The following is a 23,115-nucleotide window of genomic DNA, read 5'->3' as shown; positions in this document are numbered from 1 at the left end:
ACCGCATTTTGACGCGTTCGTAGCATAATTCTGGATTCGCGGTTAGGGCGCCACCGTTAACCAGTCCTTGAAACCCGACGGGTCGTGGCGGCCCAGCGCGCCGTGCTCGTAGAGGCCCCAGCCCTCGACCGGTTCCCCGTCGCCGTCGCGGCACAGCGCACGCCCGACATGGTCGATCACGCCGAAGCCGGAGCGCCCGATGATCGCCGGGTCGGTCATGTCGTATGTCAGGCGTTCGACGAACTTTTCGCCTTTCCACATGCCGTGCAGCCAGTCCGAATCGCCGCCGTATCCGCCGCCCACGTGGATTGGCACCGGCAGCTTGGATTCCACGTCGAAGTGGACCGGGGTGCCGTCCGGGGCGGCCGCGTCGATGGTGGCGCCGGTCGGTATGCGGGTACCGGAGCGGTAGTGAATCTTGACCCGCGGCCAGCCCAGCTGTTCGACCCTGCCGTCGCGCCACACCCTGGTGCAGTCGTTGAGCGAACGGAAGCCGTCGGGCGCCTCCTGGATGATCAGCACGATCGCGAACTCGTCGAAGGCCATCGGCACGTAGAGCCACCACATGCCCTCGAATGGCGGGTCGGCGGGCCGGCCGGCCGGCTCGGGTTCGCCGATCGGCCGGATGCCCCAGGACCGGTCGCGGCTGCCGAGCCAGGTCGCGGGGTCGACGGCGATCTCCTGCCCGTCGATGGCGATGCGGCCGCTCCAGGAGCCGAGCTGGGCGAAGCGCTGCGCGTCCAGGGTCACCCGGTTGCCTGACCGCATCAGGTGCGGCTGTTCCTGGACGACGTCGAACAGGCCTTCCCAGGTGAGATCGGCTGCGATGCCTTCGGTTTCGTCGAGGACCAGCCGGAGTTTGTGCAGCGGCTCGATCACCTCGATCCGGTAGCCGTTGACGTTCTGATTGAGCCTGTCCTGGTCGATGGCGTCGGACAGGTGCACCGCGGTCTGCGTGTCGCCGCGCCGGACGAGAAAAAACGCATCCTTGACCCCGAGGTTGGGGTAGTAGCCGATGCCGCTGATCACGAAGATGTCCCCGGTGCGGTCGTGGGCGTTGAAGTAGGAGCGGTCGTAGAAGTTGCGGTCCGAGGAACCCGGCCACGCGATCGGCTGGGGAATTTGATGTACCGGGAACTCGTCAAGCGGGCCAAGCATTACTGATCCTCTCCGATTGAACCCTCACCGATTAGACCCTCGCCGATTAGACCTTCGTCGATTAAACGTCTCATCAATCCGGCGTGGTAGAACAGCGATTCGACGTCGTCGGGTTTTTCGGTTTCGCCGAAGTGCACTCGTCGCGCACCGGTGCGCATGAACACAACGGCCCACATCACCCCGGAGTAGACGTAGAACCAATGCAGGTCGCCCACGTGGATGCCGGTGAGTCGCTCATAGGTGGCACGGACGTCTTCCTCACGCATCACCTCGGGCAGGCCCGGCAGCGTCGCCAGCCCGGCGAGCTCTTGAAACACCATGTGCGCGAATATCATCCAGGCGACGTCGAGCTCCCGTGGGCCCAGCGTCACCATCTCCCAGTCCAGCACCGCCACCGGGGCAAAGTCGCGGTACAGCACGTTGCCCACTCGCGCGTCGCCCCACAGCAGCACGGGCTCTCGGGCGTCCACCTCGTGCGGCCAGTTGCGCTCGAGCCACTCGAAAGTCCGCTCCAGCAGCGGCGATGCGCCGATGTCGGGCACCGCGAAGTCGTACCACGCCCGCACCCAATTGAAGTGGCCGCGCAGCGCGGTATCGCCACCTTGAGAGAGAAAACCAAATGTCTTCTGGGCGTTCGGGATTGCGTGCAACTTGGCCAGCACGCCGACGGTGGCGTCCTGCAGCTCGCGCTGCCGCTCGGCGGGCGCATCGGCGAACCAATTGCCGCCGAAGGTGTAGGGCATGACGTCCGGTGGGACCTCGCCGTCGACGTAGTCCATGAGGAAGAAGGGTGTGCCCAGAACCTCTCCGGTGGGCTCGAGCCAGCGCACGCGGGGGACCGGGACATCGGTGAGTTCGCCGACCTTGCGGATGACTTCGAATTGGTGGTCCAGGCGATAGGTCGGAAAGACCTGCACGTCCTCGGCGCTCGGCGCCACCCGCGCCACGAGTTTCTGCTCGATCGGCTGCCCGTCCTGCTGCCAGCGGGCAGAGAGGATGATCGTTTCCGACGACATGCCGGTGGCGTCGACGCCGCTCTCGACCGTCACCTCGGGTTTCGCCCCGTCGGGCAGCACGGTCGACAGCCACTGCGCCATCACCGCGGGCAGCGTGGTGACGTCGCGGCTGGATCGCTGAAGTCGATCGACTTTGTCCAGCACGGGTTCATTCGACACGGGTGCTTCCATTCTTCTGCTGATACTTCTGCTGAGTCTTCTGCTGATACTTCTGCGCGGCAATTACGATACGGTAGGTAGCGTTATGAAAGCAGACCCGTCCTACCTTGACAAGGCCCCGGGCGCCGGCCGGCCCCGGGACCCGCGCATCGACTCGGCGATCCTGTCGGCGACCGCGGAACTGCTTGTGGAGATCGGCTATTCGAATCTCAGCCTGGCCGCGGTGGCCGAGCGCGCGGGCACCACGAAATCGGCGCTGTACCGCCGGTGGTCGAGCAAGGCCGAGCTGGTGCACGAGGCGGCCTTTCCGACGGCGCCGACCGCGCTGGAGTCCCCGGCCGGTGACATCGCCGCCGACGTCCGGATGATGATCGCGGCCACCCGCGATGTGTTCACCACGCCGGTGGTGCGGGCCGCGCTGCCCGGGTTGGTGGCCGACATGACGGCCGATCCCGATCTCAACGCGAGGGTGATGTCGCGATTCACCGACCTGTTCATCGCGGTCCGGGTGCGATTGCGCGAGGCCGTCGACCGCGGTGAGGCGCACTCCGAGGTGGATCCGGACCGGTTGATCGAGCTGATCGGGGGAGCGACGATGCTGCGGATGCTGTTGCGCCCGGACGAAAAGCTGGACGATGCGTGGGTGGATCAAACCACCGCAATCGTCGTGCATGGGGTAACGGGATGACGGGGCGGCTTGCGGGCCGGGCCGCAATCGTCACCGGCGCCAGCCGCGGCCTGGGCAGGGCGATCGCGCTGGCGCTCGCGGCCGAAGGCGCGGCCGTGGCCGTCGCCGGGCGCACCGAAAAGGTGTGGGACGACCGATTGCCGGGAACCATCGGTGAGACGGTCGCCGAGGTCGAGGCGGCCGGCGGACGCGCGGTGGCCGTGCGTGCCGATCTGACCGACCGCGACGACATCGCCCGGTTGGTGGATGCGGCCCGAGAAGCGTTGGGCCCCATCACAGTTCTGGTCAACAACGCCGCATTCACCGCGCCCGGCCGTCCGCCGGGGGGACAAGGGCGCCCCAAGCCGCCGGCCCAGGCCGCAAAGCCCGCATCTGCCGGCGCAAAACCCGACTGGCCGGGTTTCGTCAGCACACCCCTGCACGCGTTTCGGCGGCACTTCGAGATCGCGGTCTTTGCCGCCTACGAGCTGATGCAGTTGGTGTGCCCGGACGTGATCGACGCGGGTGGCGGCTCGATCGTCAACATCACGTCGGTCGCGTCCCGGATGCCCGGCGACGGGCCCTACGCCGACCGCAGCGGCGGAGTCCTGCCGGGTTACGGCGGATCCAAGGCGGCGCTCGAGCACCTCACCCAGTGCGCGGCGTTCGATCTCGCCGACCACAACATCGCGGTCAACGCGCTAGCGCCGTCGAAGCCGATACTTACGCCGGGCCTGGCGTACTACGCTCGCGAGTTTGTTGATACCGCCCCGGCGGATGAATTCGCCCGGGCCGCAGTGCAGTTGGCGCTGGTGGACCCGCGCGATGTTACCGGGCGCACGATCGGCCATCGCGAGGTCCTGGACGGCAGCTTCCGTCCGTTCACATTCGGCTAGCCACCGTCCTCCTCGGGTGGGTCAGGATCGCCGCGGAGAAGTTCGTCGGGGTGATGAGCGTGGTTGATTTCGGGCGGGCCGCTGCCGTCCGTCCAGCCGAGTCGCCCGTTTTCGGTGACGGCGGTGTGCCATTCGCCCCGACTTGCCCCGCCGTGGTCGCAACCGCAAGCGAAAAACAGCTTGTCCGCATCCGTGCGGCCATCCGCCATCCAGTCCGGCGCGTGGTGCACCTCGCAGTGATAGCCCGATTCCAGGCAGTTGGGGCGGGTGCAGCCACGGTCGCGCGCATAGCAGATGAGTCTCTGATCGGCTGTGGCGATGCGCTTTTGGCGGCCCAGATACAGCGGCCGGCCGGTGTGCTCGTCGAACACGGCCAGATAGTGAATTGCTTTGGCGGCCAGGCGGATCAGGTCCGGCATGGGCAGCCTGGAACCGCCGCCGGTTCGCGCCGGCGCGGGCATCGGGACCGATGCGTTGGACGCCGCGTGTGCAGCCCGGTCGAGTTCGGCCAGGGTGGTGGTGGCGATCACCGTGACGGGATGGCCACGGTGCTGGCCGAGCCCACCGGACGAGATCGCCGTCTCCATACCTAACTTGAATGCGTCGTGGCGGCGCTGGGCGGGCGTGCGCTCGTCGCGCGCTTCGGCAGCGGCATCGGCACCGTTTTCGGGGTCGGCCGAGCCGTCCGGTTGATGGCGGCCGGGCCGCACCGCCGCGTCGACGGCTTCGAAGTACGCACGGGCCTCGGGGTCGAGCCAGCCCTGCAGCCGGGACATGCCGTCGGCTCCCTGCGCGCCCAGCTGCAGCCCGCGGCGGCGGGCGCGGTCGGCGTCGGTGAAAAGGCCGTCGGGATTGAGGTAGTCCGCGATGCGCTGCCCCAGCTTCGTGATCACGCCGGAATCGAGCTTGTTCGCGTGTTGGACCAACGTGCGTTCGGCATCTGCCGCGTCGCTGGGCGAAACGCAGGCCGGCAGCACGTCGATCGCGCGGCATACCGCGCGGATGTGGTCCTCGCCGACCGCGCCCGCTTGCACCGCGTCTGCCAATTCCGGCAACTCGGGCGCCAGCGGCGGCCCGGTCAGCGAGCGCCGCGGTCGAATCCTCGCCGCCAGCCTGAAGCGGCGCGTGATCTCTTGCGGGGTGATGCGCAGCCGTGCCCAGAGCGCGTCGCGTACCGCGGGCATGAACCCGGTCCCGTCCGGCGGGTCGGCGATTTCTCCGAAGAAGCGATACATCAGCCCGCGGTTGACGCGGTCCTGGGTTTCCAGCCGTTCGGCGACGTCGACGCGGAAGTCGTTGCCGACCACATCCGAGGGGATCTCGCGCAGCACCAGGTGGGCGGCATCGATCGCGTCCAGGGCGGCGCCGATCCGCTCGCGTGCCTGCTCGTCGCTGATCCGGATACCCATGGGCACCATCCTATCGAACAGACATTCGAATCCAACCGAGTTCACGCAGCTAGCTAGCGCTTTGTGGATGAAATGCTGACTGTGGATAACCTGGCGTCACGCCTGCCGGGCATGCAAGTATCGACATGCAAACTAGGAAAGCCTGTGCCGCAGAGGGCGGCAGGCAAACCGGTCGAGTGGTGTGCCAATGCCGGACAAGCCGACGGGGCGCGTTGTTGCGCTGATCGTGCTGCTGATCGTTGTCGCCGCTGCCCTGCGCGGATATCTTCCGGCCAGCGCAAGAGCGGCGCACGCCGAATCGGGCCCCAACCGGGTGGCGTTCGTCTTCGTCGTTGCGGCTCTGAGCGTGACGCTCGCGCTGGTCGCGTTCGCGGTCATCGCGCGATTGCGGGATCCACGCGCGATTGCGCCCTACAACCGGGACCTGTCCGAAATGCTCGGCACCGGCAGGGGTCGGCCGAACTGGCGCGTGTTGCTGATCGGACTCGCCGTGATCGTGGCCTGGTTGCTCATCGCGATGCTGGTGTCCCGAGCGCTTCCGCACGGCGTGGCTCCGCCCCCACAGACCCCGGCACCCAGCGCACCCCCGACGGCGCAAGTCAATCCGCAGCCGCCCCCGCCGCAGCGCCCGCAACACGACAACGGCGACATGTACGGAATCCTCCTGGCCACCACCGTCCCGATGCTGTTGATCATCGTCGCGGGGTCGGCCGTCATGTCCCGGCGGCGGTGGAGGGCCTCCGCACCGGGCACGGTCGTCAATGACTACACCGACGATGACATCGAGCCCGCGGCACCCAAACCCTCGGAATCGCTTGTGCGAGCGGCCGAACTCGGGCTCGCCGAGATCGGTGACCTCAATCGCGAACCGCGCGAGGCCATCATCGCGTGCTACGCCGCGATGGAAAGCGAGCTCGCGAATGTTCCGGGGGCCGCCCCTCAGGATTTCGACACTCCGACCGAGGTACTGGGCCGAGCCGTCGAACACCATGCGCTGCACGTGGATAACGCGGTGCAGCTGGTGAACCTGTTCGAAGAGGCGCGCTTCAGTCCGCATGTGATGAACGAGGGACATCGTGACGTAGCCGTACAGGTGCTGCGGCTGGTCCTTGCCGAGTTGCGGAGTCCGGCATGAAAAGGCTTATTTCCCTGGGCGTTTGCCTTATCGTCGGTGTTGAGCTGCTGGCGCTGATCGTGCACGATCGCCGCTTCGTGTTGGTGGCCTCCGGAGTCGCTTTGGCGTTGATCCTGCTCAGCGTCCGGCGTGTCCTGGCGCACGGGACGCGATCCATGGCCGAGCCGGATGCCGACGATCTGGGCGATTCGTTGCGCCGGTGGCTCGCCACCACCGAGACCACCATCCGCTGGTCGGAGTCCACCCGATCCGACTGGGACAGGCATCTGCGCCCGATACTTGCGCGGCGGTATGAAATGGCTACGGGCCAAAGGCAAGCCAAAGATCCGGCGGGTTTTCACTCGACGGGCCAAATGCTGTTCGGCGACGAATTGTGGGAATGGGTGAATCCCAACAACGTCGTGCGCGGCGGTGACCACCGGCCCGGTCCGGGCCGCGCGACGTTCGAAGAGATTCTCCGGAGGCTGGAAGAGGTATGAGAGGAAGAGGTATGACCCGGAAATGACAGCGGATAAAACACTGATATGACACTGATATGACGACCATGCCGGCCGCGACGACCACCGCGCACTGCGAGGCGGTGCTCGACGAAATCGAACGCGTGGTGGTGGGAAAGCGCGCCGCGCTCACGCTGATCCTCACCGCGGTGCTCGCGCGCGGCCACGTGCTCATCGAAGACCTGCCGGGCCTCGGCAAGACGCTGATCGCCAGGTCCTTTGCCGCGGCGCTGGGGCTGCGATTCACCCGGGTGCAGTTCACGCCGGATCTGCTGCCCGCGGACCTGCTGGGCTCGACGATCTACGACATGCAGTCCGGGCGCTTCGCGTTCCGCGCCGGGCCCATCTTCACCAACCTCTTGCTCGCCGACGAGATCAACCGCACGCCGCCGAAGACCCAGGCAGCCCTGCTGGAGGCGATGGCCGAAGGCCAGGTAAGCATCGACGGCGAAACCCATAAGCTGCCAACGCCGTTCATCGTTCTGGCAACCGACAATCCGATCGAGTACGAGGGCACCTATCCGTTGCCGGAGGCGCAGCTGGATCGCTTCGCGATCCGGCTGGAACTGCGATACCTCTCCGAGCGTGACGAGACCTCGATGCTGCGCCGACGGCTGGAGCGCGGTTCGGCCGAGCCGACCGTCAGTCAGGTTGTGGACGCGCCCGATCTGCTGGCGATGCGCGAATCGGTCGAGCAGGTGACGGTGCACGAGGACGTCTTGCATTACGTGGTGTCCCTGGCCAACGCCACCCGGCACCACCCGCAGGTCGCCGTCGGCGCCAGCCCCCGCGCGGAACTCGACCTGGTTCAACTCGCCCGTGCCCGTGCACTATTGCTCGGCCGGGACTACGTGATCCCCGAGGACGTCAAGGCGCTGGCCACCGCGGCGGTCGCGCACCGCATCACGCTGCGGCCGGAGATGTGGGTGCGGAAAGTGCAGGGCGTCGACATCATCGAAGAACTGCTGCGGCGATTGCCGGTGCCCCGGGCACGAGGGGGCACCGGATGAGTCCGACTGGATAAGAGAAGTGACCGAAGGCCATGAAGTCCAGTTTCGCTGGCGTCCATCGCAATTGACGCGTGCGATCGCGACGTGCGCCTTGGTTGCGCTCGCGGCCGCCGTGATCGGGGCGCGTTGGCAGCTGATTGCATTCGCGGCGCCGCTGCTGGGTGTGCTGTGCTCGATCAGCTGGCAGCGCCCGGTGCCGACGCTCCAGGTACACGGCGAACCCGACGTCCAGCGGTGTTTCGAAAACGAGCAGGCACGAGTGACCGTTTGGGCAACACAGGGAGCCGACGGTGCATCTGCGGTCGAGCTCACGGTGGTCGGCGTCGAAGGCATGCAGCTCGACGTTCTCGACACGGATTCCCGCGACGCGAAAACGGTTGCGGCTACCGCGCAACGCTGGGGGCGCTACCCCGTCCGGGCGCGCGTCGACGTGATCGCGCGCGGCGGGCTGCTCACGGGGACGGCCACCGTCGACGCCGCCGACGTCCTGGTGTTTCCGCTGACGCCACCGCAGTCGACGCCGATCCCGCAGACCGAGCTGCTCGACCGCCTGGGCGCCCACCTCACCCGGCATATCGGACCGGGCGTCGAATACGCCGACATTCGTGCCTACGTGCCCGGCGATCAGCTGCGGGCGGTGAACTGGCCGGTGAGCGCGCGCCGCGGGCAGTTGCATGTCACCGAGCGGTTGACCGACCGCGCCGCCGACGTGGTGGTGCTGATAGACACCTACCGGCAGCCGGCGGGCCCGGCAACCGACGCCACCGAGCGGACGGTCCGGGGGGCGGCGCAGGTGGTGCAGACGGCGTTGCGCCACGGCGATCGCGCGGGAATCGTCGCGCTGGGCGGCAACCGGCCGCGCTGGCTCGGCGCCGACATCGGGCAGCGCCAGTTCTATCGGGTGCTCGATACCGTGCTGGGCGCCGGTGAGCGATTCGAAAACACCACTGGCACACTGGCGCCGCGCGCCGCCGTTCCCGCGGGAGCGATCGTCATCGCCTTCTCCACGCTGCTGGACACCGAATTCGCGCTGGCGCTGATCGACCTGCGCAGACGAGGCCATGTCGTCGTCGCCGTCGACATCCTCGATAGCTCCCCGTTTCAGGACGAACAGGACGCCCTGGTGGATCGGATCTGGGCGCTGCAGCGATCCGCCATGTATCGCGACATGGCCACCCTCGGCGTCGACATTGTCTCCTGGCGAGGCGATCGCAGCTTGGATCAGTCGATGGGTGTACTGCCGGACCGGCGCCGCCGGGTGCGGGGACGGCTGCGGGTGTAGCCGTGACACGCCCAGCCTTAACACTCACCGCCTCAACGGTTTTCGGCCTGCTGATGGTGGGCCTGGTCGCGGTTGGATCCCACGGACCGGCGGCTGTGGCCGGGGTGCTGGCACTGGTTGCCGTGGCCGTGGGAGTGCTCGCTCGACCCGCCGCCACTGTCGCGGTGCTGCTGGCGGTCGCCGTGATCGTGCTGTCCGACCCGCAGGAGGTGCTCACCGCGCTGTCGGGGCTCTGCGCGGCGGCCTATCTGGTAAGCCGCCACGCGGGCGGCAGGTCCACCCGTGTCGTGTTGGGCAGCTGGCCGACAGTTGTTGCCGCCGTGGGGTTTACCCTCGCCGGGATCGTCGCGACGTCGTTCCCGCTGCAGTTGCCGTGGTTGCCGCTGGCCGCGCCGTTGGGGGCACTGGCGATCTACGTGTTGGCCACCCGGCCATTTCTGGGTATAACTCGCGACTAACCGGCGCCCGCGGCGAAGTGCAGCAGCTGCGCCGCGTGATCGGCCAGATCGAGCAGCGGCTGCGGGAAGATCCCCAAGACCACTGTGACCGCCGCACATACCGCGATCGCGGCCTTGCTCAGGATGCCCGGGGTTACCACTCGCGGCGTGTCGTCGGTCGGTTCGGTGAAGAACATCGACACGATCACCCGCACATAGAAGTAGGCGGCGATCCCGCTCGCGATCACACCGATCACCACCAGGGGCACCGCGCCGCCCTGCGCGGCGGCCTTGAACACCGCGAGCTTGCTGACGAAGCCACTGGTCAGCGGAATGCCCGCGAAGGCCAACAGAAACATCGAAAGCATCACTCCCACAATGGGTGAGCGCTGTCCGAGCCCGGCCCAGTGCGAGAGGTCGGCATCCTCGACGCCGTCCGCGTTGCGGATCAGGCCGACGATGGCGAACGCACCGACGGTGCTGAAGCTGTACGCGACGAGGTAGAACAACGTGGCGGAGAGACCCGCGTGGTTGTCGGCGATAACGCCGGTGAGGATGAAGCCGACGTGTGCGACCGACGAATAGGCCAGCATCCGCTTGACGTCCGTCTGGTTCACCGCGGTGATCGTGCCGACCGCCATGGTCAGGATCGAGATCGTCCACAGCACCGGCCGCCACTGATCGTGCAGCGGGGGCAACGCGACGTAGACCACCCGGAGCAGCGCGCCGAACGCCGCGACCTTGGTGGCCGCGGCCATGAAGCCGGTGATCGGTGTGGGCGCGCCCTGGTAGACGTCGGGAATCCAGGAGTGGAACGGGACCGCGCCGACCTTGAACAGCAACCCGACCGACAACAGGGCGACGCCGACCAACGCCATCGAGCTATCGCCATGAGCCGCAAGAGCTTCGCGGATGCCGGGCAGCGTGAGTGTGCCCGTCGCGCCGTAGAGCAGCGCAACACCGTAGAGGAAGAATGCCGAGGAGAAGGCGCCCAGCAGGAAGTACTTCATCGACGCTTCCTGGGACAGCAGCCGACGATGCCGGGCCAGCCCGCACATCAGGTACAGCGGCAGCGATAGCACCTCGAGCGCGACGAACATCGTCAGTAGGTCGTTGGAGGCGGGGAAGACCATCATGCCGCCGACGGAGAGCATCAGCAGCGGGAAGAGTTCCGTCTGGGTGGCGCCCGCCCGCTCGGCCTCGCGCTCGGTTTCGCTTCCGGGCACCGCGGACGCCTGCGGGGCAAAAGAATCCAGGCCCCCCGAATCCAGGCCCCCCGAATTCAAGCCCCCCGCAACGGCCACCTTGCTATCCGACGCAACACTTTTCGACGTGACCGCGCTGCGTTCGGCGATGAAGATCACCGCCATCACCGCGACCAGCGCGATGGTGCCCTGCAGGTACAGGGTCGGCCGATCGATGGCCATCGCGCCCAGCACAGCGGCGTGGCCGGATGGCGCGACGGCGCGGCCGACGACGATGACCGCGACGAACGCCGCGACCAAACCGCCCAGGGCCAACATCACCTGGGCGCCGTAGCGAATCCGCCTGGGCAAGAACGCCTCCGCCAGCACGCCGGCCACCGCGACGCCGAAAACGATGAACATCGGGCACAGCAGGAAGTACTCGACACTGGGGGCGGGGAGGGTCATCGCTGCGGTCCTTCGGCTGTCCTGGACGCGGTACGTGCCGGGGTACCGGGTGGCACCTTCGGTGCGGGATCATGCTGTCCGATGGTGGTCATGGTGTTCTCGACCGCGGGATTGATGACGTCGAGGACCGGCTTGGGGTAGACGCCGAGAACGATCAGCAGCGCGATCAACGGTGCCACGACGATCATTTCGCGTGGCGCCAGATCGCGGATCCGTTCGTTGTCGCGCGCCACCGGCCCGGTCATCATGCGCTGATAGAGCCAGAGCATGTAGATGGCCGAGAGGACCAGCGCGGTGACCCCGAACGCCGCCGCCAGCCAGTACCGGTTGAAAGTTCCCAGCAGGACCAGGAATTCGCTGATGAACGGGGCCAGCCCGGGCAGCGACAGGGTGGCCATGGCCGACACCAGGAACGTGCCGGCCAGGATCGGGGCCACCTTCTGCACGCCGCCGTAGTCGGCGATGGCCCGGCTGCCGTGCCGCGCTATCAGGAAGCCCGCGATCAAGAAGACCGCGGCGGTGGACAATCCGTGGTTGAGCATGTACAGCGTCGAGCCGCTCTGGCCCTGGCTGGTCATCACGAAGATGCCCAGGATGATGAAGCCGAAGTGCGAGATGGAGGTGTAGGCGATCAGGCGCATGATGTCGGCCTGACCGATCGCCACCACCGCACCGTAGATCACGCCGATGACGGCCAGCACGATGATCAGCGGGCGGAAGTACGTTGAGGCGCTGGGGAACAGCTGCAGGCAGTAGCGCAGCATGCCGAAGGTGCCGACCTTGTCCATCACCGCCATCATCAGCACCGCGGTCGCGGGTGTGGCCTCGACCGCGGCGTCGGGAAGCCAACGGTGGAACGGCCACAGGGGGGCCTTGATCGCGAACGCGAACATGAAGCCCAGGAACAGCGCCTTGATCACCGCGGGGTCCGCGCTGTAACGGCCGGACGCGAAGCCGGCCACGATGTCGCGGAAGTCGAACGAGCCCGAACCGTGCTGCGCGGTCACCACGTACAGCCCGATGACGGCCGCGAGCATGATCAGTCCGCCGAACAGGTTGTACAGCAAGAACTTCACCGCGGCGCGGGACCGTCCAGTGCCTTGACCGAAGCCGCCGATGAGGAAGTACATCGGGACGAGCATGGCCTCGAAGAACACGTAGAACAGCAGGACGTCCAGCGCTATGACCGAGATCAACACCATCGACTCGATGGCAAGCGTCAGTGCGACGTAGGCGTGCACGCCGCGGGTGCGCTCGCCGCCGTCGTTCCAGCCGGCCACCAGCAGCAGCGGAATCAGCACCGTGGTCAGCAGCACCAGCACCACCGCGATGCCGTCCACGCCGAGGGTGTACCCGGCGCCGAAGGCCGGTATCCAGCGGTGGCTTTCGACGAATTGGTAAGGCGCGCCACCCGCGTGTGAGCCGGACTTGAAGCCGAGCGCAATGACGACCGACACCGCCAGCGTCGCGACGCTGACCACCAGGCCGCTCCACTTGGCGAGCCGTCGCAGTCCCGGTGGCATCAGGATGATCAGCACCGCACCCGCCAGCGGCACCAGCCACAGCACGCTCAGCCACGGCACGTTGGATAGGAAAGGTCCGCTCACCACAGCCGCACCGCCAGGATCAGGGCCGCCACCAGCACGGCGCCCGTCAGCATCGACAACGCGTAGTTGCGGGCGAACCCGGTTTGCAGTCCCCGCAGGCGATTCGAGGTCGCGCTGACGAGGGCCGCCAGCGCGTTGACCGAGCCGTCGACGCCCGCGTTGTCGACCTCGACCAGCGCCGAAGTCAGTTGCGCGCCTGGGCGCATGAACACCTCCTCGTTGAAGGCATCGCCGTAGAGGTCGGCGCGCGCGGCGGCGGTGAGGCCCGAGACACGGACGGGAGCCACGCGCGGGATCGGTGCCCGGGCGTACATGCGGTAGGCCACCGCGATACCGACGGCGACCACACCCAACGCCAGGGCGGTACTGACCCAGACCGGGATGGCGTGGGTCACTTCCTCGTGCGCCCCGACCACCGGTTGTAGCCAGTGCTGCAGGGTGCCGCCGATGGCGAACAGCCCGCCCGAGAACACCGACCCGACGGCGAGCAGGATCATTGGCCACGTCATCACGGCCGGTGCCTCGTGCGGATGAGCACCCGGCGCCCAACGCTTTTCACCGAAAAAGGTCATCAGCATGACCCGCGTCATATAGAACGCGGTAATCCCGGCGCCAAGCAGCGCGGCCCCGCCCAGCAGGTACCCCCGGGCGCCGCCGGCGCCCAGGGCCGCCTCGATGATGGCGTCCTTGGAGAAGAAGCCCGCAAACGGCGGAACGCCGATGATCGCCAGATATCCCAGCCCGAACGTGGCGAACGTGATCGGCAGCGCGGCGCGCAGGCCGCCGTAGCGGCGCATGTCTTGCTCTTCGTGCATCGCATGGATCACCGCGCCGGAGCCGAGGAACAGCCCGGCCTTGAAGAAACCGTGGGTGAGCAGGTGCATGATCGCGAACGCGTAGCCGGCCGGGCCCAAGCCGGCGGCCAGGACCATGTAGCCGATCTGGCTGATCGTCGATGCGGCCAGCGCACGTTTGATGTCGTCCTTGGCGCAGCCGATGATCGCACCGAACAACAGCGTCACCGCGCCGACGATGACGACCGCCTGCTGCGCGTCGGGCGCCAGGTTGTACAGCGGATTGGACCGCACGATCAGGTACACCCCGGCGGTCACCATGGTCGCCGCGTGGATCAGCGCGGACACCGGTGTGGGACCCTCCATCGCGTCCCCCAGCCAGGCCTGCAGCGGAACCTGCGCGGACTTGGCGCACGCGCCGAGAAGCAGCAGCAGGCCCATCGCGGTCAGTGCGCCACGCCCTGCGGCTGGTGCGCCGGCGAATACTCCCGCGTACGACAGCTTGCCGAAGGTGCTGAACATCAAGAACATTCCCAATGCCAGACCGGCATCACCGACCCGGTTCATGACGAACGCCTTCTTGGCCGCGGTGGCAGCCGACGGCTTGTGATACCAGAACCCGATCAACAGGTAGGACGCCAGGCCGACGCCTTCCCATCCGACGTAGAGCACAACGTAGTTGTCCGCGACCACCAGCAGCAGCATCGAAGCCAGAAACAGGTTGAGGTAGCCGAAGAACCGGCGGCGATCCGGGTCCTCGGCCATATAGCCGACCGAATAGATGTGGATCAGTGACCCGACGCCGGAGATCAGCAGCACGAAACACATGGACAGCTGGTCGATCTGCAGCCCGAAGTCGATTGAGAGTTGCCCGACCGGAATCCAGCTGAACACCTTCTGATGGATGACGCGGTCGGCTTCGCTTCGTCCGACCATTTCGGCGAGCAGCGTCACGCCCACCCCGAACGCGGCGAGCGCGGCGACGCAGCCCAGCAGGTGGCCCCACGCGTCGGTGCGCCTGCCGCCGAACAGCAAGATCGCGGCGCCGGCCAGTGGCAGGGCCACGATCAGCCAGGCGAAGTGTGTCCCCAAAGAATTAATCACGGTGGCGTTCTTAGCCTTTGAGTAGGTTCGCGTCGTCGACCGACGCCGATTTGCGGGCACGGAAAATGGTCATGATGATGGCCAGGCCGATGACGACTTCGCAGGCGGCCACCACCATCGTGAAGAACGCGATCATCTGGCCGTCCAGGTGGCCGTGCATCCGCGCGAAGGTGACGAACGCCAGGTTGACGGCGTTGAGCATCAGCTCGACGCACATGAACATCACGATGGCGTTGCGACGCATCAGCACGCCGGCTGCCCCGATGGTGAACAGCAACGCCGAAAGATAAAGGTAGTTGGCCGGATTCACGACTTACCGCCTGAGATCGGAGTCTTCTTGCCGTCGGCTCCGCGGCTTTCCAGCATGCGCGACACCGACAATGGCGAATACGAGCCGTCCGGCAGCATCGCGGCCACGTCGACCGCGTTGTGACGTGCGTACACGCCCGGGTTGGGCATCGGGGTGGGATGCCCACCGGCGCGGAAGCGCTCCTGCGAGAGCTCCCGCTGCGTTTTGCGCCGCTCGAAACGCTCGCGGTGGGCCAGCACCATCGCCCCGACGGCGGCGGTGATCAGCAGGGCGCTGGTCAACTCGAAGGCCCACAGGTATCGCGAAAAGATCAGCGCCGCCAGGCCTTCGACGTTTCCGTTGGCGTTGGCGGTAGTCAGCCCGGTGAATCCGCCGACGGCGACGTTGCCGATGGCGGCGATCAGCAAGACGCCGAACCCGACACCCGTTATCACCGCCGCGACGCGCTGCCCGCGCAGCGTCTCCTTCAGGGATTCCGCGGAGTCGACGCCGATCAGCATCAGCACGAATAGGAACAGCATCATCACCGCGCCGGTGTAGACCACGACTTGAACGACACCCAAGAACAGCGCGTCCTGGACCATGTAGAACACCGCAAGGATGATCATCGTCATCGCCAGGAACATCGCCGAGTACACGGCGTTGACGGACAGCACCACCCCCAGCGCGCCCAGCACCGCCAGCGCACCCAATACCCAGAACGTCACCGCTTCACCCGTGGAGGTGCGGGTGATGGTGTCTTGCGCCAAATTCTGCGCAACATTCTGCGCAACATTCTGCGCAACATTAGAAGCCAGATTCGTGGCCAGCACCGCGTTCACCGGCTGTCCCCGCCGTTGTCGTTGTGGCCATTGTGGTTCTGGCGCAACCCATTCGGGCCCACATTGCCCTGGTAGTAGTCCTTGTCGGTGGCACCGTCGGCTCTGGGGTGCGGCGGCGCGGTCATTTCCGGCAGCAGCGGCGCGAGGAGCCGGTCCTTTTCGTAGATCAGGTCGGCGCGGTTGTCGTCGGCCATCTCGTAGTCGTTAGTCATGGTCAGCGCGCGCGTCGGGCAGGCCTCGATGCACAGGCCGCAGCCGATGCAGCGCAGATAGTTGATCTGATACACCCGGCCGTAGCGTTCCCCCGGCGAAAAGCGGGCCTCGTCGGTGTTGTCCGCGCCCTCGACGTAGATCGCGTCGGCCGGGCAGGCCCAGGCGCACAACTCGCAGCCGATGCACTTCTCCAGGCCGTCCGGATACCGGTTGAGTTGATGACGGCCGTGGTAGCGCGGTGCAACCGGGCCCGGCTTCTCCGGGTACTCCTCGGTGACCCGCTTTTTGAACATCGAGCCAAACGTCACGCCGAACCCGGCGACGGCATCCAAGAATTTAGCCACGTACTTTCTCCTTGCCCGGCAGCGGTGGTGTCGGGAATGCCGGTGCTGTGCCGTTGCTTTCCGAGCTTTCCGGACGCCGCTTGCGGAGCTGGCGTGCCAGCGCGCGCGAACCCGGGGCGCTGAACGGCCTTTGCAGCGACAGCACCAGCAGCGCGGCGACGACAGTGCTGCTGACCACCAACACCGGCGTCCAGTGCTGGAAGCCCTGGTTGCTCGCCGACCGGATCACGGCGGCGATCATCACCCACACCAACGAGACGGGAATGAGCAACTTCCAGCCCAGCCCCATGAACTGGTCGTAGCGCAGCCGGGGCAGCGAAGCCCGCAGCCACATGTAGATGAACATGAAGGTCCACAACTTGGCGACGTACCACAGCACAGGCCACCAACCGGTGTTCGCGCCCGGCCACATGTTGAACGGCCAGGGAGCATGCCAGCCGCCGAGGAACATAACCGTGGCGAGCGACGAAACCGTCATCATGTTGACGTACTCGGCCAGCATGAACATCGCGAACTTCAGCGACGAGTATTCGGTGTGAAAGCCTGCGACGAGTTCACCCTCGGCCTCGGGCAAATCGAATGGGGCGCGGTTGGTTTCGCCCACCATGGAGATCAGGTAGATCACGAACGACGGCAGCAGCAGGAAGATGTACCAGACCCGATCCTGGGCGGCCACGATCTCCGAGGTCGACATCGACCCGGCGTAAAGGAACACAGCCGCGAACGACAGGCCCATCGCGACCTCGTATGAGATGACCTGGGCCGTGGACCGTACCCCGCCGAGTAGCGGGTAGGTGGAGCCCGACGCCCAGCCGCCCAGCACGATGCCGTACACACCGATCGCCGAGAGGCCCAGGATGAACAGCACCGCGACGGGCAGGTCGGTGAGCTGCAACGGTGTGCGGTGGCCGAACACCGACACCTCCGGCCCGAACGGGATGAACGCGAAGGCGGTGAACGCGGGGATCACCGAAAAGACCGGCGCCGCAAAGTAGACGAACTTGTCTGTGCCGCCGGGGGTGATGCTTTCCTTGAGCGCCAGCTTGATTCCGTCGGCCAGGCTCTGCAGGGCGCCCCACGGCCCTGCCCGGTTGGGGCCGGGCCGCAGCTGCATCCAGCCGAGAATCTTGCGTTCGAGCAGGATCGCAACGAGCACGTTCAGCATCAGGAAGACGAAGATGGCCAGCGCCTTGCCCAGCACGAGCCACCATGGGTCGTGCCCGAAGGCCGTCATCGCCGTGGTCGTCATGCGTCCGCTCCGGTCTTCGCGCCGATTTTCGCGCCGATTTTCACAACAGCGCCGAGGGTTACGCCCAACTGCTGGTGCACGGCCGAACCGGGGGAGTTCAGCGGGAGCCACACCACCCGATCGGGCATGTCGGTGACGTTGAGCGGCAACGTGATTGACCCGCGCGGCGTGCTGACGGTGACGGCGTCACCTTCGGCGGCGCCGATCTCGGCGGCGGTATCGGCCGAAAGCCGCACCACGGGTGCGCGCGCCGTCCCCGCCAGATGCGGCTCCCCGTCCTGCAGCCGACCGCTGTCCAGCAGCATCCGCCAGCCGGTCAGCACGGCCTCGCCCTGGCCCGGTTGGGCCGGATGCGGGCTCGCGACCTGCGGGCCCGCGGCGTGCTTGCCGCCCCACGCGCCCAGCCCGGACATCTCCTCGCGCGCCGCTTCGACGGTCGTCACATTCAGGTAGACGCCCATTTCGTCGGCCAGCGCGTCCAGTACCCGGTGGTCCGATTGGCGGGCTTGCTGCGTGGTGCCGTGCAGCGCGGGGCCGAATTCCCGGTGGCGGCCCTCCCAGTTGACGAACGCGCCGGCCTTCTGCGTCGTCGATGCGACCGGAAAGACGACGTCGGCGCGTTCGGTGACGGCGCTGTGCCGCAACTCGAGGCTGACCACGAAGCCGGCGGCGTCCAGCGCGGCCAGCACCGCGTCCGGATCGGCGAAGTCGGCCGCTTCGACACCGCCGACCAGCAGCGCGCCCAGCGTCCCATCCGCGGCCGCAGCCACGATGCCCTCGGCGTCACGCCCAGGGGCAGAAGGCAATTCGTCGACGTGCCACGCCGCGGCAACCTGCTCGCGGGCGGTGTCGTCGGCAACAGGGCGGCCACCGGGCAGCAGCGTGGGCAGCGCGCCCGCGTCCAGCGCACCACGTTCCCCGGCCCGCCGCGGCACCCACACCAGCCGCGCTCCCGTGGCCTCGGCGAGCCGGGCCGCCGCCGAGAATCCGCCGGGCACACAGGCCAAGCGTTCCCCGACCATGATGACCGCGCCCGGACTGGACAGCAGGTCCCCGACCTCACCGGCGGCCAGGCCGTCCAGCGTCGAAGCCTCGCCGCCCGGAACGGTTTTGAGCAACCGGCCGGACATCTTGGTCAGTGCGCGGGTGGCGAACGGGGCGACGGCGTATATCGGAACACCGTTCTTGCGGGCCGCCTTGCGCAGCCGCAGGAACACGATGGGAGACTCGTCTTCCGGCTCGAAGCCGACCAGCAGCACCGCCGGCGCCGACTCCAGATCGGAATAGCTGACGGTCACCGGCCGCCCCGCGACGCGGGCGGCGAGGAAGTCGGCTTCCTCGGCCGAATGCGGGCGGGCCCGGAAGTCGATGTCGTTGGTGTCCAACACCATTCGCGCGAACTTCGAATACGCGTAGGCGTCTTCCCAGGTCGCACGGCCGCCGACCAGCACGCCGGTGCGTCCCCGGGCGGCCTCGAGGCCCTGGGCCGCGGCCACCATCGCATGTGACCAGGACGCCGGTTGCAGCGTGCCGTCGGCGTCCCGGATCAGGGGTGTGGCGATCACGTCGGGCTGGGTGGCGTAGGTGAAGGCCCACCGGCCCTTGTCGCAGTTCCACTCCTCGTTGACTTCGGGGTCGTCGCCGGCCAGCCGACGCAGCACCTTGCCGCGGCGGTGGTCGGTGCGCTGTGCGCACCCCGACGCGCAGTGCTCACACACGCTGGGGCTGGAGACCAGGTCGAACGGGCGGGCCCGGAATCGGTAGGCCATCCCGGTCAGCGCGCCCACCGGGCAGATCTGCACCGTGTTGCCCGAGAAGTACGAGTCGAACGGCTCGTTGGCGTAGATGCCGACCTGCTGCAGGGCGCCCCGCTCCTGCATGTCGATGAACGGATCCCCGGCGATCTGCTCGGAGAACCGGGTGCAGCGGGCGCACAGGATGCAGCGCTCGCGGTCCAGCAGCACCTGCGAGGAGATGTTGATCGGCTTGGCGAAGGTGCGCTTGACGTCGGTGTAGCGAGAATCGGCGCGGCCGTTGGACATTGCCTGGTTCTGCAGCGGGCATTCGCCGCCCTTGTCGCACATCGGGCAGTCCAGCGGATGGTTGATCAGCAGCAATTCCATCACGCCGTGCTGGGCCTTGTCGGCGGCCTCGGAGGTCAGCTGCGTCCGCACCACCATGTCGTCTGTGGCCACGGTGGTGCACGACGCCATCGGCTTGCGCTGCCCCTCCACCTCGACGAGGCACTGCCGGCACGCGCCGACGGGATCCAGCAGCGGGTGATCACAGAACCGGGGGATCTGGATGCCCATCAATTCGGCGGCGCGGATCACCAGAGTTCCCTTGGGAACACTGATTTCGACGCCGTCGATGGTCAGCGTCACCATCTCGGGCTGACTCACCCCGTCGCCGGTCTGAGGTTTGGCCGCCTGAGTCACGCGTTACCTCCGTCTGGCGTAAGCATCGAGTCCCGGGGGTCGAAGGGGCAGCCGCCGCCTTCGACGTGCGCGACGTACTCGTCGCGGAAATGCTGGATCGACGACATCACCGGGCTGGCGGCGCCATCGCCCAACGCGCAGAAGGACTTTCCCAGGATGGTGTCGGAAATGTCGGACAGCTTGTCGATGTCCTCGTGGGTGCCCTTGCCGGTTTCCAGTCGCTCGTAGATCTTGTCCAGCCAGAAGGTGCCCTCCCGGCACGGCGTGCATTTCCCGCACGACTCGTGCTTGTAGAACTCGGTCCAGCGGCGCACCGCACGCACCACGCAGGTGGTCTCGTCGAAGATCTCCAGCGCCTTGGTGCCCAGCATCGAGCCGGCCCCGCCCACGCCCTCGTAGTCCAGCGGCACGTCGAGGTGCTCGTCGGTGAGCAGCGGAGTCGAGGACCCACCGGGCGTCCAGAACTTGAGCCGGTGCCCGGCGCGCACCCCGCCGGCGTAGGCGAGCAACTCGCGCAACGTGATTCCCAGCGGCGCCTCGTACTGGCCCGGTCGGGTGACATGCCCGGACAGCGAATACAGCGTGAAGCCAGGCGATTTCTCGCTGCCCATCGACCGGAACCATTCGACCCCGTTGAGGATGATCGACGGCACGCTGGCGATCGTCTCGACGTTATTGATCACCGTGGGGCAGCCGTACAGCCCGGCCACCGCGGGAAACGGCGGCCGCAACCGGGGCTGGCCGCGCCGGCCCTCCAGCGAGTCGAGCAGCGCGGTTTCCTCGCCGCAGATGTAGGCGCCGGCGCCGGCGTGCACGACCAACTCCAGGTCGTAGCCGGACCCGGCGATGTCGCGACCCAGATAACCGGCGGCGTAGGCTTCGGCGACCGCGTTCTGCAGGCGGCGCAGCACCGGTAGCACCTCGCCGCGCACGTAGATGAACGCATGGCTGGCCCGGATCGCGTAGGCGGCGATGATGACGCCCTCGACGAGCACATGCGGCGTTGCGAGCATCAGCGGAATGTCTTTGCACGTACCGGGTTCCGACTCGTCGGCATTGACCACCAGGTAGTGCGGCTTGGCGGCAGCCCCGGTGTCGCCCTGCGGGATGAACGACCATTTCGTGCCGGTGGAGAAGCCCGCGCCGCCCCGTCCGCGCAGCCCGGAGTCCTTGACGGTGCCCATCACCGCGTCGGGCTCCATGGCCAGGGCCTTCTTCATCGCCTGGTAGCCGTCATGGCGGTGATAGGTGTCCAACGTCCAGGACTCGCGGTCGTCCCAGTAGCGGCTGATCACGGGGGTGAGCGGCGTTGCCTGCACCGTAGGACCGGCCATCAGCGCTCCTCCCCGGGCGCCGGCGGCGCCTGCATGTCGAGTTCCTTCGCCACCTTCAGGCCGGCCAGCGTCGCGGCGCCGGCGCCGCCCTGACCTTGGTCGGGGCGCTCGTCGGGCAGGCCCGCCAGGATGCGTGAGGTTTCGCGGAAGGGACACAGCGGGGCGCCGCGGGTGGGCGGCGCGGGGTTACCCTCGCGCAGCGAGTCGACGAGTTCGCGCGCCGACTCCGGCGTCTGGTTGTCGAAGAACTCCCAGTTGACCATCACCACCGGCGCGAAATCGCAAGCGGCATTGCACTCGATGTGTTGCAGCGTGACCTTGCCGTCCGGGGTGGTCTGGTCGTTGCGGACGCCGAGGTGGTTCACCAACGCCTCGAAAATGGCGTCGCCACCCATCACCGCGCACAGCGTGTTGGTGCAGACGCCGACGAGGTAGTCGCCGGTGGGGCCGCGGCGGTACATCGTGTAGAAGCTCGCGACCGCCGACACCTCGGCTCCCGTCAATCCCAGTTGCTCGCCGCAGAACTCGAGTCCCGCGGGCGTCAGGTACGAGTCCTCGGACTGCACCAGGTGCAGCAGCGGCAGCAGCGCCGAGCGCTTGTTCGGATAGCGACCGATGATCTCCTTGGCGTCGACCTCAAGCCGCGCGCGCACCTCCGCTGAATACGATTGCGGCGCACCCTCAACGACGAATTGGCTGGGTTCTTCGGGGGGTGGTCCGAGCCGGATGAAGACGCGCTCCCCGCCGCTGCTACCGACTTCGGGCACCGTCATCGGTCGACCCCGCCCATCACGGGGTCGATGCTCGCGACCGCGGTGATCAGATCGGCGACCATCCCGCCCTCGCACATCGCGGCGACCGACTGCAGGTTGGTGAAGGACGGGTCCCGGTAATGCACGCGGTAGGGGCGGGTGCCGCCGTCGCTGACCATGTGCACGCCCAGCTCGCCGCGCGGCGATTCCACCGAGACGTAAACCTGGCCCGCCGGAACGCGAATGCCCTCCGTGACCAGTTTGAAGTGATGTATCAACGCCTCCATCGAGCTGCCCATGATCTTTGCGATGTGCTCTTCGGAGTTGCCCATGCCGTCGGGCCCGACCTTCAGGTCGGCCGGCCAGGCGATCTTGCGGTCGTCGACCATGATCGGCCCGGGCCGCAGCTTGTCCAAACACTGTTCGACGATCTTGATCGACTCCCACATCTCCTTGACGCGAATCATGTAGCGCCCGTAAGCATCACACGTGTCGTCGGTGATCACGTCGAATTCGTAATTTTCGTATCCGCAGTAGGGTTCGCTCTTGCGCAGGTCGTGCGGTAGGCCGGTCGCGCGCAGGATGGGGCCGGTGATGCCCAGCGCCATGCAGCCGGCCAGGTCCAGGTAGCCAACGCCCTGGGTGCGCGCTTTCCAGATGGCGTTCTCGTTGAGCAGATCGCCCATGTCGCGCAGGGGCTTCTTGAGTTCCTCGAGGGCTGCGGCGATTTCGGTTTCCGCGTTGGGGGGCAGGTCCTGCGCGACACCGCCGGGCCGGATGTAGGCGCTGTTCATCCGCAGCCCGCTGATCGATTCGAACAAGTTCAGGACG

At 67.2% G+C, this 23,115-nt stretch carries 19 protein-coding genes and 2 pseudogenes; 7 read left to right on the top strand and 14 right to left on the bottom strand.

Annotation, left to right across the window (positions count from 1 at the left end; all coding sequences use genetic code 11):
- Positions 1-42: 42 nt before the first annotated feature.
- Positions 43-1,158: a hypothetical protein gene (locus A5745_RS14700; protein ID WP_076116887.1), complete on the bottom strand. Its 1,116-nt coding sequence runs from the start codon at positions 1,156-1,158 to the stop codon at positions 43-45.
- Positions 1,158-2,345 (bottom strand): phosphotransferase family protein, encoded by a 1,188-nt coding sequence (locus A5745_RS14695; protein ID WP_371336955.1) that lies wholly within the window; start codon positions 2,343-2,345, stop codon positions 1,158-1,160. Before A5745_RS14695 ends, A5745_RS14700 begins: the two co-directional genes overlap by 1 nt.
- A gap of 73 nt (positions 2,346-2,418) precedes the next feature.
- On the opposite strand from A5745_RS14695, the gene A5745_RS14690 reads away from it, so the two are divergent.
- On the top strand, positions 2,419-3,021 hold the full coding sequence (locus A5745_RS14690) for a TetR/AcrR family transcriptional regulator (RefSeq protein WP_076116884.1): 603 nt from the start codon (positions 2,419-2,421) through the stop codon (positions 3,019-3,021).
- Positions 3,018-3,896, top strand: a complete 879-nt coding sequence (locus tag A5745_RS14685) for an SDR family NAD(P)-dependent oxidoreductase (protein WP_076116882.1) — start codon at positions 3,018-3,020, stop codon at positions 3,894-3,896. Before A5745_RS14690 ends, A5745_RS14685 begins: the two co-directional genes overlap by 4 nt.
- Here A5745_RS14685 and A5745_RS14680 read toward each other — a convergent pair.
- On the bottom strand, positions 3,893-5,305 hold the full coding sequence (locus tag A5745_RS14680) for a 13E12 repeat family protein (protein ID WP_076116880.1): 1,413 nt from the start codon (positions 5,303-5,305) through the stop codon (positions 3,893-3,895). The two genes, A5745_RS14685 and A5745_RS14680, sit on opposite strands and share 4 nt — an antisense overlap.
- A 187-nt stretch (positions 5,306-5,492) precedes the next feature.
- On the opposite strand from A5745_RS14680, the gene A5745_RS14675 reads away from it, so the two are divergent.
- Genes A5745_RS14675 through A5745_RS14655 form a run of 5 tightly spaced genes read left to right on the top strand, consistent with a single transcriptional unit; the run spans position 5,493 to position 9,687 of the window.
- Positions 5,493-6,440 (top strand): DUF4129 domain-containing protein, encoded by a 948-nt coding sequence (locus A5745_RS14675; RefSeq protein ID WP_076116878.1) that lies wholly within the window; start codon positions 5,493-5,495, stop codon positions 6,438-6,440.
- Positions 6,437-6,919, top strand: a complete 483-nt coding sequence (locus tag A5745_RS14670) for a hypothetical protein (protein ID WP_076064450.1) — start codon at positions 6,437-6,439, stop codon at positions 6,917-6,919. The genes A5745_RS14675 and A5745_RS14670 overlap by 4 nt, the downstream gene beginning before the upstream one ends.
- Before the next feature lie 56 nt (positions 6,920-6,975).
- A complete protein-coding gene (locus tag A5745_RS14665; RefSeq protein ID WP_076064449.1) occupies positions 6,976-7,947 on the top strand; it encodes a MoxR family ATPase in 972 nt (323 codons plus the stop codon).
- Positions 7,948-7,966: 19 nt separating this feature from the next.
- Positions 7,967-9,229, top strand: coding sequence for a DUF58 domain-containing protein (locus A5745_RS14660; protein WP_076116876.1), 1,263 nt, complete (start codon positions 7,967-7,969; stop codon positions 9,227-9,229).
- Positions 9,230-9,282: 53 nt separating this feature from the next.
- Positions 9,283-9,687: a hypothetical protein gene (locus A5745_RS14655; protein ID WP_076116874.1), complete on the top strand. Its 405-nt coding sequence runs from the start codon at positions 9,283-9,285 to the stop codon at positions 9,685-9,687.
- Here A5745_RS14655 and nuoN read toward each other — a convergent pair.
- The 11 genes and pseudogenes from nuoN to A5745_RS14600 form a co-directional block, all read right to left on the bottom strand.
- On the bottom strand, positions 9,684-11,318 hold the full coding sequence (gene nuoN / locus A5745_RS14650; protein ID WP_076116872.1) for an NADH-quinone oxidoreductase subunit NuoN: 1,635 nt from the start codon (positions 11,316-11,318) through the stop codon (positions 9,684-9,686). The genes A5745_RS14655 and nuoN overlap by 4 nt on opposite strands.
- Entirely contained in the window at positions 11,315-12,925 is a 1,611-nt protein-coding gene (locus A5745_RS14645) for an NADH-quinone oxidoreductase subunit M (RefSeq protein ID WP_076116988.1), read from the bottom strand. The genes nuoN and A5745_RS14645 overlap by 4 nt, the downstream gene beginning before the upstream one ends.
- Positions 12,922-14,823, bottom strand: a complete 1,902-nt coding sequence (gene nuoL / locus A5745_RS14640) for an NADH-quinone oxidoreductase subunit L (protein ID WP_076116870.1) — start codon at positions 14,821-14,823, stop codon at positions 12,922-12,924. Before nuoL ends, A5745_RS14645 begins: the two co-directional genes overlap by 4 nt.
- 10 nt (positions 14,824-14,833) lie before the next feature.
- Complete coding sequence (nuoK, locus tag A5745_RS14635; protein WP_076064444.1) at positions 14,834-15,133, bottom strand: NADH-quinone oxidoreductase subunit NuoK; 300 nt, start codon at positions 15,131-15,133, stop codon at positions 14,834-14,836.
- The gene (locus tag A5745_RS14630; RefSeq protein WP_076116986.1) at positions 15,130-15,882 is read right to left on the bottom strand and encodes an NADH-quinone oxidoreductase subunit J; all 753 of its coding nucleotides are present in this window, start codon (positions 15,880-15,882) and stop codon (positions 15,130-15,132) included. The genes nuoK and A5745_RS14630 overlap by 4 nt, the downstream gene beginning before the upstream one ends.
- A 68-nt stretch (positions 15,883-15,950) precedes the next feature.
- Positions 15,951-16,520: pseudogene (gene nuoI, locus A5745_RS14625) on the bottom strand (NADH-quinone oxidoreductase subunit NuoI); the annotation flags it as partial.
- Complete coding sequence (gene nuoH / locus A5745_RS14620; protein ID WP_076116985.1) at positions 16,504-17,745, bottom strand: NADH-quinone oxidoreductase subunit NuoH; 1,242 nt, start codon at positions 17,743-17,745, stop codon at positions 16,504-16,506. The pseudogene nuoI and the gene nuoH, both read right to left, overlap by 17 nt.
- A gap of 11 nt (positions 17,746-17,756) precedes the next feature.
- Positions 17,757-20,198, bottom strand: a complete 2,442-nt coding sequence (locus A5745_RS14615; protein WP_076116868.1) for an NADH-quinone oxidoreductase subunit G — start codon at positions 20,196-20,198, stop codon at positions 17,757-17,759.
- A complete protein-coding gene (gene nuoF, locus A5745_RS14610; RefSeq protein WP_076116866.1) occupies positions 20,195-21,532 on the bottom strand; it encodes an NADH-quinone oxidoreductase subunit NuoF in 1,338 nt (445 codons plus the stop codon). Before nuoF ends, A5745_RS14615 begins: the two co-directional genes overlap by 4 nt.
- Positions 21,532-22,305, bottom strand: a complete 774-nt coding sequence (nuoE, locus tag A5745_RS14605) for an NADH-quinone oxidoreductase subunit NuoE (RefSeq protein WP_076064440.1) — start codon at positions 22,303-22,305, stop codon at positions 21,532-21,534. The genes nuoF and nuoE overlap by 1 nt, the downstream gene beginning before the upstream one ends.
- Positions 22,302-23,115: pseudogene (locus A5745_RS14600) on the bottom strand (NADH-quinone oxidoreductase subunit D); the annotation flags it as partial. The pseudogene A5745_RS14600 and the gene nuoE, both read right to left, overlap by 4 nt.

It is taken from the genome of Mycobacterium sp. IS-2888, from assembly GCF_001954215.1.
Lineage (GTDB): Bacteria > Actinomycetota > Actinomycetes > Mycobacteriales > Mycobacteriaceae > Mycobacterium.
This window is presented reverse-complemented; position numbering and strand designations above follow the sequence as displayed.

Excerpts from the sequence above, each read along its gene's own strand:
- A5745_RS14690 (WP_076116884.1), top strand. The coding sequence starts at position 2,419 with ATGAAAGCAGACCCGTCCTACCTTGACAAGGCCCCGGGCGCCGGCCGG.
- A5745_RS14695 (WP_371336955.1), bottom strand. The coding sequence starts at position 2,345 with ATGGAAGCACCCGTGTCGAATGAACCCGTGCTGGACAAAGTCGATCGA.
- nuoH (WP_076116985.1), bottom strand. The coding sequence starts at position 17,745 with ATGACGGCCTTCGGGCACGACCCATGGTGGCTCGTGCTGGGCAAGGCG.
- A5745_RS14685 (WP_076116882.1), top strand. The coding sequence starts at position 3,018 with ATGACGGGGCGGCTTGCGGGCCGGGCCGCAATCGTCACCGGCGCCAGC.
- A5745_RS14700 (WP_076116887.1), bottom strand. The coding sequence starts at position 1,158 with ATGCTTGGCCCGCTTGACGAGTTCCCGGTACATCAAATTCCCCAGCCG.
- nuoF (WP_076116866.1), bottom strand. The coding sequence starts at position 21,532 with ATGGCCGGTCCTACGGTGCAGGCAACGCCGCTCACCCCCGTGATCAGC.
- A5745_RS14675 (WP_076116878.1), top strand. The coding sequence starts at position 5,493 with ATGCCGGACAAGCCGACGGGGCGCGTTGTTGCGCTGATCGTGCTGCTG.
- nuoE (WP_076064440.1), bottom strand. The coding sequence starts at position 22,305 with ATGACGGTGCCCGAAGTCGGTAGCAGCGGCGGGGAGCGCGTCTTCATC.
- A5745_RS14670 (WP_076064450.1), top strand. The coding sequence starts at position 6,437 with ATGAAAAGGCTTATTTCCCTGGGCGTTTGCCTTATCGTCGGTGTTGAG.
- A5745_RS14680 (WP_076116880.1), bottom strand. The coding sequence starts at position 5,305 with ATGGGTATCCGGATCAGCGACGAGCAGGCACGCGAGCGGATCGGCGCC.
- A5745_RS14665 (WP_076064449.1), top strand. The coding sequence starts at position 6,976 with ATGACGACCATGCCGGCCGCGACGACCACCGCGCACTGCGAGGCGGTG.
- nuoN (WP_076116872.1), bottom strand. The coding sequence starts at position 11,318 with ATGACCCTCCCCGCCCCCAGTGTCGAGTACTTCCTGCTGTGCCCGATG.
- A5745_RS14655 (WP_076116874.1), top strand. The coding sequence starts at position 9,283 with ATGGTGGGCCTGGTCGCGGTTGGATCCCACGGACCGGCGGCTGTGGCC.